Genomic DNA, 6,235 nt, shown 5'->3' with positions numbered 1-6,235 from the left:
GGCAAAGTGGCCGAGGGTTACAAGAATCTGACCCAGGAGGTGATGAAACTTGAAAAGCAGCGCGAAAAAAGTAGAGCTTGCTCCATACGATGACTTGTTTTCCACCGAAGAAAGCCGCCAGGATGCCAAGCTGGAGAAGGTACGGGAAATCCCGCTGTCTGAACTGCATCCTTTCAAGAACCATCCCTTCAAAGTCAAGGATGACGAAGCCATGATGGAGACCGCCAACAGTGTTCGGCAGTACGGTGTTCTGGTTCCGGCGATTGCTCGCCCGGACCCGGAGGGTGGCTATGAGCTGGTAGCCGGTCACAGGCGGCACCGGGCCAGTGAACTGGCCGAGAAAGAAACCATGCCGGTCATTGTCCGCGACCTGGACGATGATGCCGCCACCATCATCATGGTGGACAGCAACTTGCAGCGGGAAAGCCTGCTTCCCAGCGAGAGAGCCTTTGCCTACAAGATGAAGCTAGAGGCTATGAAGCACCAAGGGGAACGGTCCGATTTAACTTGTGCCCAAGTTGGGCACAAGTCGGATGGAAAGAAGTTACGTGATATTTTGGCCGAGCAAGTTGGTCAGAGCCGAAATCAAATTCAACGCTATATCCGCCTGACAGAACTGATTCCCGAACTGCTGGATATGATTGATGAACGGAAAATCGCACTCAATCCAGCTTATGAGCTGTCTTTCCTCAAAAAAGAGGAACAGCGGGATTTGCTGGACGCGATGGACAGCGAACAGTCTACCCCCTCTCTTTCCCAGGCCCAGCGGCTCAAGAGATACAGCCAGGAGGGACATCTGACCCTCGATATGATGCGCGTCATCATGGGCGAGGAAAAGAAAAGCGATCTGGACCGGGTGACTTTCACCTCCGACACCCTGCGGAAGTATTTTCCCAAGAGTTACACGCCCCAGCGGATGCAGGAAACCATTATCAAGCTGCTGGAGGCGTGGCAGAAGAAGCGCCAGAGAGACCAGGAACGATGAAGGAGCCGCCTATGAGGGATATTTCAGCCCGTGAGCTGAAAGGGCACAACATTCTTGCCGTAGAGCGTTTTCAGGATAACACCCGCTGGATGATCGAGTTTTCCGTTCAGCGTCCCAGTTCTTACGGTAGCCCCGGTGATGAAATGCGGCTGTTTCTCACAGAGGACGGGTATCAGGCCGCTCTCCTGAGTCAGCAGCGCCGGGAAATCAAAATCAAGCGGTATGCCCATGTGATCGAGGGCCATGTCCTCGACTTCAAGCCTAAAAGAAAGCATCACCCTTGATATGTTGTATGTTGGAAGAAATAGACCATTGCGAGATTGGGGGATATATATGCACACAGTTGAAGATTTGGAAAACACACTGAAGGATATCTTTATAACTACTGAATCGACTTACAACCAGCAAGTCGAACTGGAAAACCTTTTGGAAGAAGTTGATCCGCGGTCTCTTATTCGTACCATCTGGGAAAACTCCGAGACCATATACTCTTTTCGCACTGAAAAAAACAGAGAGCAGTGCATGGAGTATTGCGAATCAGAGCTTTTCAAGAAGTGGGTAACGCTTCTATATTCTGAAAATGGTTCCGGTAGCCCAATTGATGCTCAAACTATAAATCTATGGCTATTACATGATGCCGGATTTCTTGTCACCGCTGATTTTTATCTCGCCTTGGATGGTAATGAGTATGTTACAGAGTGTCGCCTCTACAAAGGGGTCAATTGGGAATACAGTGAAGTCAGTTCGCAGTTAGATGCATTGATTGCCGATCTCGACAAAACGGTCAGAGGCGTTTCAGTGGATGATGTGTTTTATGACCTGTAACACGATGAAACACGAACGGCAAGGCAGGTGATATATCCTCGTGCCGCTGCTCTCCTCTCTGTTCACCGTCTGATCGTTACCCCCGTTAAACAGTCCTAAGACATCCTTGCCGCCCCTGCCCCCAAGCGGGGGCGGCTGAAAGGAGGTTGACACCGTATGGATGCCTTACTCAATGCCCTTACTGACTGGCTGAAGGAAATGCTTGTCGGCGGCATTATGAGCAACCTAACGGGGATGTTCGATAGTGTGAACCAGCAGGTCGGAGACATTGCCACACAGGTAGGTCAGACTCCCCAGGGCTGGAACGGCAGCATTTTCAGTATGATTCAGAACCTCTCCAACAGCATCATGGTGCCGATTGCTGGTGTGATTCTGGCTATCGTGATGACGATGGAGCTGATTCAGATGATTACCGACAAAAACAATCTGCATGATGTGGACACCTGGATGATCTTCAAGTGGGTGTTCAAATCTGCCGTAAGGGGCCACGCCTGCGCTTTACGGACGAGGAACGGGCTGATCCGGCGCTGGAAAAGCCCATCCGCAAGGCGGACAAGGCCACCGCCAAAGCGGATAAGGCGCAGGCCAAAATTCCGAAAAAGAAGGTCCGGCAAAAGACGGTGGACCCGGAAATCGGCAAAGTAACCACGAAGCTGGTGCTGGAGGACAAGAAAAAGCCGCCCTCCAAGCTGTCCCATGCGGTACGAGATGCCCCCGCCAATGCTGCGCTGGGGAAACTCCACAAGGAAATCCAGGAGGCTGAACAGGACAATGTGGGCGTGGAGAGCGCCCACAAGTCCGAGGAGGCCGCAGAGACCGGCGCACGATTGGTTCGGGAGGGCTATCGCAGTCACAAGTTGAAGCCCTATCGTAAAGCAGCCCAGGCCGAGAAAAAGCTGGAAAAGGCCAATGTGAACGCCTTGTACCAGAAATCTTTGCAGGAAAATCCCCAGCTTGCCAGCAATCCTTTCTCCCGCTGGCAGCAGAAACGGACCATCAAGAAGCAGTATGCCGCTGCCAAGCGCGCCGGTCAGTCTGCCGGAAGTGCTGCCAAGACTGCGGAGGCCACCGGTAAGGCGGCCAAGGCTGCCAAGGAAAAGGCCCAGCAGGCGGGTGCGTTTGTCATGCGCCACAAAAGAGGTTTCATCCTCGTGGGGGTAATCTTCCTGATTGTCTGTCTGCTGCTCAACACCATGTCCTCCTGCTCGATGATGGCACAGAGTATCGGTTCTGTGGTGTCCGGCACCACCTATCCGTCGAATGACCCGGAGATGGTGGCGGTAGAGGCCGACTATGCAGCCAAGGAGGCGGCACTGCAAGCGGAGATCGACGGCATCGAAAGCAGCCATCCTGGGTATGACGAGTACCGCTATGATCTGGACATGATCGGGCATGACCCCCATGAGCTGGCGGCCTATCTCTCCGCCGTGCTGCAAGGCTACACGCAGGCAAGCGCCCAGGCGGAGCTGGAGCGTGTGTTTGATGCACAGTACGAGTTGACGCTTACCGAGGAAGTGGAGACTCGATACCGGACAGAGACCCGGACCGGCACCACCACATCTACTGACCCGGAGACCGGCGAGGTCACAACGGAAGAATACGAGTACGAGGTAGAAGTTCCCTACGAGTATTACATTCTGAATGTGAAGCTCACCAGCAAGCCCATATCCTCTGTGGCTTCGGAGCTGCTGACTCCGGAACAGCTGGAAATGTATCAGGTGTACCGCAGCACGCTGGGCAACAAACCGCTGATCTTTGGTGGTGGGTCTGCCGACACCAGCGATTCCGAGAGCTTGACCGGCGTGCAGTTTGTCAACGGCACCCGCCCCGGCAATCAGGCCGTGGTCGATATTGCCAAGAGCCAGGTGGGCAATGTGGGCGGTGAGCCTTATTGGCGCTGGTTTGGTTTTACCTCCCGTGTGGAGTGGTGTGCTTGCTTTGTGTCCTGGTGTTATGGCCAGATGGGACTGTCCGAACCACGCTTTTCCGCCTGTCAGGCGCAGGGCATCCCGTGGTTCCAATCTCACGGGCAATGGGGTAGGCCTGATTACTGAACATCAAAAAGAGATGGTGCAGGTTCTCTCCGAGCGCGCCTCCAGAGTACACAGCGGCAGCGTTGACCCCTCAGAGGACAATATGCTCAAGATTACCGGCGATGGCCGCAAGCTGGGTCTGGACCAGCGTATCATCAACCAGCTGCTGCCGGATGAACCCGGCACCAAGGTCAATCAGTGTGTGGGTAATATCATGCAGATCTGGCGAGACGGCGAGGCTGACAAGCTAACCCAGCTGGTATTCTGCGACATTTCCACGCCCCAGGCAGCTCCCTCCAAAAAGGCAGCCAAACAGCTGGACAATCCCACACTTCATGCGCTGGAACAAGCTGTGCCGTTGGATGAGCCGGAGCCTGCCTTTACCGTCTATGAGGACATCCGCCAGAAGCTCATCGCCCAGGGAATGCCCGCCGAGCAGATTGCTTTTATCCACAACGCCAAGACCGAGGTGCAGAAGAAAGAACTGTTTTCCAAGGTCCGCACTGGGCAGGTGCGTGTTCTGCTGGGCAGCACCTCCAAAATGGGCGCTGGCACCAATGTGCAGGACCGCCTTGTGGCCCTCCATGACCTGGATTGTCCGTGGCGTCCGGGAGACCTTGCCCAGCGAAAAGGCCGTATCGAGCGCCAGGGCAACCAGAACCCTCTTGTCCATGTGTACCGCTATGTCACCGAGGGAACTTTTGACGCTTATCTCTGGCAGACAGTTGAGAACAAGCAAAAATTCATTTCGCAGATTATGACTTCTAAATCGCCGGTCCGCTCCTGCGATGATGTGGACGAAACGGCGCTGTCCTTTGCCGAGATCAAGGCCCTGTGCGCTGGAGACCCCCGTATCAAGGAGCGCATGGATTTGGATGTGGAGGTTGCGCGTCTGAAGCTGATGAAAGCCGACCATCAGAGCAAGCAGTACCGCCTGGAGGATCAGTTGCTCAAATACTTCCCCCAGGAAATCGAAACTAACAAGGGGTTTATTAAAGGCTTTGAAGCGGACCTGGAGACCTTGGCCACCCATCCTCACCCGGAGGATGGCTTTGCGGGGATGGAGATCCGGGGCGATGTGCTGACTGACAAAGAAAACGCCGGTGCAGCTCTGCTGGACGCCTGTAAGGAGGTCAAAGGCTCCGAACCGGTGCAGATCGGCAGTTACCGGGGCTTTACTATGTCCGTGGAGTTTTCCGCTTGGAAACAGGAATATACGCTCCTGTTGAAAGGCCAGATGACCCACCGGGCAAGCCTCGGCACGGACCCTCGCGGCAACCTGACCCGTATTGACAATGCACTCGCGCAGATGTCCCAGCGCCTGGAGGCGACCAAGGCCCAGCTGGACAATCTGTACCAGCAGCAGGCCGCTGCCAAGGAGGAAGTGGGCAAGCCTTTCCCTTATGAGGATGATCTGCGGATAAAGTCTGCCCGTCTGGTGGAGCTGGATACGCTTCTGAATCTGGATGGCAAGGGCCGCTCTCAGCCGGAGGCCGTGATCGCCAAGAGCGCCCGGTCCTCGGTGCTGGATAGCTTGAAACGTCCAGTGCCGCCTCGCAACCCCGAAAAGAAACCGAAACAGCATGAGGAGGTGCGATAAAAACATGAAAACAAACGATATGAATACTGCCATTTACCCTCACTCCGCTGCCTACGCGAAAGAGCATGGGGAGCTTGAGCAGTACCGGGCCTCCAACCGGGCCAATCTCCAATGCAAGGAGGCTATTGAAGCGGCGGTGCGGGAGCACTTCGACGGGATGTATCTCAGCCGTGATGCTGCCAAGGATGTGATTGAGACCTACGGTATTGACCGGGTGATGTTTGTTCTGGCCAATACCGTCCAGCTCCAGGACTGGGATGGTCGTTACTCGCCTCGCAACAAGGCGTGGGCAAAGACCATTCCCAACGACAACTCCGATACTGTCCGCTACGGCTATGCCGTAAACAGCCATCCCGCCGTGCTGGATGGGTTTATAGATCTGGTCCGTATGGAACAGATGCGCCAGCCCTTGACGGCAGCGGACATCCAGGCAGAGGCAGAACGGATTCTGTGGGAGCTGCGCGCACCGGATGTGCCGAACAGCCCTCACGGGACACATTACATGGCCCGCATTTCCCCGGAGTTTCTGAATCGTGCCGGGAGCAAAGACCATGACCGGTTGATGAATCTCCTGCCGTTCCGCAGCTTGGCTTTTACCGGCATGAAAGGGTTGCCGGGAACCTATGCCACCATCCTGGCCAGTGAAGATCGAACCAAAGAGCTGCGTAACCCCCGTGCCTCGGTTCGGGAACATTTGAAGCAGGAACCGAAACAGACTGCTGCCAAAGCTCTGACCCATAAGAAGAAGGAGCCGGAACGGTGAGCGCCCCGAAGCGCAAACGGGAAGTCCAG

At 55.0% G+C, this 6,235-nt stretch carries 3 protein-coding genes and 5 pseudogenes; all 8 read left to right on the top strand.

Annotated features, from left to right (window positions below):
- Nucleotides 1-93: pseudogene (locus H6B10_RS11745) on the top strand (ParA family protein); the annotation flags it as partial.
- The gene (locus H6B10_RS11740) at nucleotides 50-985 is read left to right on the top strand and encodes a ParB/RepB/Spo0J family partition protein (RefSeq protein ID WP_204651778.1); all 936 of its coding nucleotides are present in this window, start codon (nucleotides 50-52) and stop codon (nucleotides 983-985) included. The pseudogene H6B10_RS11745 and the gene H6B10_RS11740, both read left to right, overlap by 44 nt.
- An 11-nt stretch (nucleotides 986-996) precedes the next feature.
- The gene (locus H6B10_RS11735; protein ID WP_204651777.1) at nucleotides 997-1,269 is read left to right on the top strand and encodes a DUF5720 family protein; all 273 of its coding nucleotides are present in this window, start codon (nucleotides 997-999) and stop codon (nucleotides 1,267-1,269) included.
- A gap of 49 nt (nucleotides 1,270-1,318) precedes the next feature.
- On the top strand, nucleotides 1,319-1,810 hold the full coding sequence (locus H6B10_RS11730) for a hypothetical protein (RefSeq protein WP_204651776.1): 492 nt from the start codon (nucleotides 1,319-1,321) through the stop codon (nucleotides 1,808-1,810).
- 156 nt (nucleotides 1,811-1,966) lie between these two features.
- Nucleotides 1,967-2,287, top strand: a pseudogene (locus tag H6B10_RS11725) (VirB6/TrbL-like conjugal transfer protein, CD1112 family); the annotation flags it as partial.
- Nucleotides 2,269-3,861: pseudogene (locus H6B10_RS11720) on the top strand (CD1108 family mobile element protein); the annotation flags it as partial. The pseudogenes H6B10_RS11725 and H6B10_RS11720, both read left to right, overlap by 19 nt.
- Nucleotides 3,842-5,443: pseudogene (locus H6B10_RS11715) on the top strand (helicase-related protein); the annotation flags it as partial. The pseudogenes H6B10_RS11720 and H6B10_RS11715, both read left to right, overlap by 20 nt.
- Before the next feature lie 25 nt (nucleotides 5,444-5,468).
- Nucleotides 5,469-6,206: pseudogene (locus H6B10_RS11710) on the top strand (DUF3849 domain-containing protein); the annotation flags it as partial.
- Nucleotides 6,207-6,235 lie beyond the last annotated feature (29 nt).

The sequence above is a fragment of the Gemmiger formicilis genome (assembly GCF_016901605.1).
Taxonomy (GTDB): domain Bacteria; phylum Bacillota; class Clostridia; order Oscillospirales; family Ruminococcaceae; genus Gemmiger; species Gemmiger formicilis_B.
The sequence above is the reverse complement of the archived record's forward strand: the minus strand, read 5'-3'. Positions and strand labels throughout refer to the sequence as shown.